Consider the following 3,851-nt stretch of genomic DNA (forward strand, 5'->3'; position numbering starts at 1 on the left):
CAAGGGACTGCCCCTACAGGGAAAATCCCTTCAACCCAACTTACAATACTATCAAACTCAACTTGACACAGCACTAGAACCCGATGAGCAATCGCCACCACTACTGCCACCACTGTCTACACAACCGATAATAATTAGCACTATCATGAGTGAGCAAAACCAAATACTGTTTATCACTTTCTTTATTGCTTCCATGTTTTCCTCCAAAAAATATGTCATTAACTTTTCTCCACTCTAAAACATGAGGATTTTTGAAATCACTTTAGTTTCGGGGAATGAAACCAAAACCTCGCCTTCATATCCTCACCTTAAAATTCTTATTCTGCCGAGCGATACGTTTAAATGGACACTCAGGAATTGACGAGGTTAGGAAACCTCGCCAATGGCGTAATACGTAGCGTTTCATGGAAAAATTGCGCAAGTCCTATTACATTAAGGATGTAGCAAAAACTGTGCCAACGCTCTAAATTTTTTCACCGCTCCTGCGGTGTTCTGGTGTCCCACATAGGGTGTAGGCTTGTAAAGTCAGGGTTTCTCCTCCGTTGCTGAATTCCAAATTTAACAGGATTCTCTTTTGTTAATGGGTGTGAGACCGCAAAAATTTTTGTCCGACTCCCAATTTTTTTCGGTTTTCGTAAAGAATTTTTCTGAACATACCTAATTTCCATCTGATTGTTTGTTCCACCTTTTTTGGAGTACCGTTTTTGCATACGCACAATACTTATTTAAGGTCGGTATAGATATTTTGAGTTGCTGTGCTATCTCCTTCTTAGAACGGTAGAGGTTTTCCGCCTCATATCTCAGCAGGCTGATATAGGCGGTTATATCGGGGAGGGTTCCGAGTCGCGCTAATTCCCAGAGTCGATCTTTCGCGTTTTCGAGGCGTGTGGGAGGCGTTAGGTCAGGTGCTTTTAAGATTTCTGCTTCGACTGCGGCGGAATTCGATAAATCTGTTTGCTCCTGTGAGGGAGCATCGGGATCCTTTAAATTTTCGACTGCTATTCTGATATCCTGTTCTCCGAGTTCTTCGCTTTCAGCCAAGATAATGGCGGTTTCTATGGTATTTCTCAGTTCACGAATATTCCCGTGCCAATCGGCGTTTTGGAGATAATTGAGTGCCTCCGGGGTTACATCGGTAATTACTTTGTTGTGTGCTTTGCTTAATTGGGAGACAAAATCACACGCCAAGGGTGGGATGTCCGAGCGTCGATTGCGGAGCGGTGGCACCTGAATGCGAAAGAGATTCAGCCGGTAATAGAGGTCCTCTCTAAACTTTTTCTCATTGACTGCGGTTTTAAGGTTGACATTTGTCGCCGAGATGACCCGGACATCCACTTTGACGGTTTTTTCGCCCCCGACGGGTGAGAATTCTTGCTGCTCCAGCACGCGGAGAAAGTTCGCTTGGACTTCAAGCGGTAGGTCGCCGACTTCATCGAGGAACAATGTGCCTCCGTGTGCCTGTTTAAAGATACCGGGACGCTCCCGGATCGCATTGGTAAAAGCCCCTTTTTCATGCCCGAAGAGTTCGCTTTGAATGAGATCTGAAGGGACCCCCCCGCAGTTGACGATTTTGTAAGGTCCCGCTTTACGTGGACTATTGTCATGAATAGTTTGGGCAATGATTTCTTTCCCAACGCCTGTTTCACCTGTAATAAGGACGGTTGCTTTTGTAGGGGCGACCTGCTGCGCGTATTGAAAGACCGCTTGCATCTGTGCAGATTCGCTGATGACATGTCGCGTAACACCGTATTTTGGAACTGTCGTTTTCTCGCTCATTGCCTTTTTTTCCCTTATTGATGCGAGATCACCTCTGCAAGCATTACACGTTACAGAAAGTTCTCGTTTGGTAAGCCCTTGGGGACATTTACAAGAGTTCGCGGTATGTCGAAAGTGCCTCGTAGAAATCGCCGCGTTTCGCTAAAAGCAGTGCCTTCTCGCGGTGATATTTTCCATCCTGTAGATGGGTATTGCGTTTGGATTCCAGTCGTTGAAGTTCCGCCTCTGACGCGGCGCGAAGTTCACGTAGTGTTAGACTCGTTTGTTCTTGTTCGATACAGTCTTGTAATCTTTCCCGTAGCCACAGTGCAGGCAAAATATTTCTGAGCCTGCCTGCATAAGGCGCGCGCTTCTCTTCAATCGCTAAACAGAATTCGCGCAGTTGCCCCGAAGCACCTTGTATATTCGCCGAGACCTCCTCATCCTCGCTGCCCATTCTGAAAGTGTTCTCACTGGAGAAACGCTGCCACGTATGGAGATCGCTCCAGATGTGAGAAGCACTGCCTGTAATTTCGATTTTGTGGTATGCGTCGTTTCCCCACTGTCGATTGGATGTCTGGCAGAAGGTACAAAGTGCCCCCTGCGGAAATCTGAGGATACACGACATGTTCGGGGCTCCGATTTCGGAAGCCATGACTGTTACTTCTTCAGGCAGGACGGTATATTCCGCAAAGAGCCGTCGAACGATCTCAAAAACGATCTGGAAATGGACCTCCCCGAATTTCAGGAGGTCCTTTAAATGTGCCACCCGCCCAATTCCGAGTAAAAATCGCATATCCTGAATGGTTCCGAACGTTGACTCACTGGCGATACGTAAGATGTCCTGAACGCATCTCCCAAATATAAGCCGGGTGCCTGCCATAACGAGTCGTTCATATTTTTCAGATGCTGCGGCGAGACGGAGGCCATCTTCCAAAGAGTCGGGATGGACTGGCGATAAAACATGGATGCCAGCCGCAAGCGCGGCTTCAATGAGTTGGACACACGGCACGCGTGCTGGCTCCTCTGAGAGAATGACGACCCCTTGTAATTTCGGCACCGCTGTGTTAAACATTTCTTCAGGGGATGCGAAGAAATCACAGTTAAAAAAGGAGGCTAACGCTTCAACACGGGCTCGGTTTTCAGGGGCAACGCTGGAATCGGCAACGCAGTTTACGGGCAGTTGAATGGGGTAGAAGGCTCGAAAAAGCCACGGTTGTATCTGTTCTCCGGAATAAACCACGCCGATCCTCATACATCCCTCCCGTGATTGTGGTATTTCCGTAAGTCCTCTATTTCAGCGATACGGGCGTTTGCCGCCGCAATCTCAGTTTGTGCCCATTGGTTAACGGATGCGTTTATCTCTGTGATAGCTGTCTCGTACAAGGATTCAATTTCAACTTCCGTCTTAGACAGGAATTCCGGTATCTCTTGGATAGACTTTTTTAAAACCGCGAGACATCCTACCTGAAATTCAAGCAAGCCTCTGAGGCGGAACGTCAACGCGAGCATCCCCCACCATCTGCTGTTCACTTCGTTAATCAGCTGAACACCCCCAATTAAAGGCTTCGATAACGGATTATCTGCCGCAGGCAGCCGCAAAATATCAAGTGTGACAGCCATTGTCAGCTCTTGGAGCCCTACCCACTGTGAATTTCCACTCCAGACATTCGCGACAGAAAAATGATGCGTCTGTCCGATAGCACGACAGAACACCTCATGCCGTACCAGATTCGCAGCTTTTCTGTCAACCAAGAGATCCAAGGCAATGGCACGAACATTCTGTCCGTAGGGGACAGCGTCGTTAATGCGGGCGGTATTCATCACAGCTAAGTTTGGACCCGACCGAGGGACCCGTAACTTCGCCGAATAAACCGCTGAATCGTAGTACTTTCGGAACTCTTCTCTTGTGATCTTCACCACATCCTTTCAACGTTATCAAAATCCTACCAAATTTGTCAAGTTCTCGTCAACAAAAAACTGGGAAATCTTTTTTTTTTTTAACGCGGAGCAACAAAATGTGGTGCTATGAGACTTACTGCCATACAGAGCGGATTTGATCTCGGACGGTCGTAAGGGGCATCAACAAAATATTC

General features: G+C 47.4%; 4 protein-coding genes. 1 reads left to right on the forward strand and 3 read right to left on the reverse strand.

Annotated elements, in window-relative coordinates; translation table 11 throughout:
- On the forward strand, positions 1–238 hold a 238-nt coding region (locus J4G07_05155), incomplete at its 5' end, for a hypothetical protein (GenBank protein MCE2413370.1).
- 419 nt (positions 239–657) lie between these two features.
- On the opposite strand, the gene J4G07_05160 is transcribed toward J4G07_05155, so the two are convergent.
- From J4G07_05160 to J4G07_05170, 3 genes are all read right to left on the reverse strand, one after another.
- Positions 658–1,776: a sigma 54-interacting transcriptional regulator gene (locus J4G07_05160; protein MCE2413371.1), complete on the reverse strand. Its 1,119-nt coding sequence runs from the start codon at positions 1,774–1,776 to the stop codon at positions 658–660.
- 88 nt (positions 1,777–1,864) lie between these two features.
- Positions 1,865–3,010: a hypothetical protein gene (locus J4G07_05165; protein MCE2413372.1), complete on the reverse strand. Its 1,146-nt coding sequence runs from the start codon at positions 3,008–3,010 to the stop codon at positions 1,865–1,867.
- Entirely contained in the window at positions 3,007–3,675 is a 669-nt protein-coding gene (locus J4G07_05170) for a hypothetical protein (GenBank protein ID MCE2413373.1), read from the reverse strand. Before J4G07_05170 ends, J4G07_05165 begins: the two co-directional genes overlap by 4 nt.
- Between the last annotated feature and the right edge of the window lie 176 nt (positions 3,676–3,851).

The sequence above is a fragment of the Candidatus Poribacteria bacterium genome (assembly GCA_021295715.1).
Classification (GTDB): Bacteria; Poribacteria; WGA-4E; order WGA-4E; family WGA-3G; genus WGA-3G.

Excerpts from the sequence above, each read along its gene's own strand:
- J4G07_05165 (MCE2413372.1), bottom strand. The coding sequence starts at position 3,010 with ATGAGGATCGGCGTGGTTTATTCCGGAGAACAGATACAACCGTGGCTT.
- J4G07_05160 (MCE2413371.1), bottom strand. The coding sequence starts at position 1,776 with ATGAGCGAGAAAACGACAGTTCCAAAATACGGTGTTACGCGACATGTC.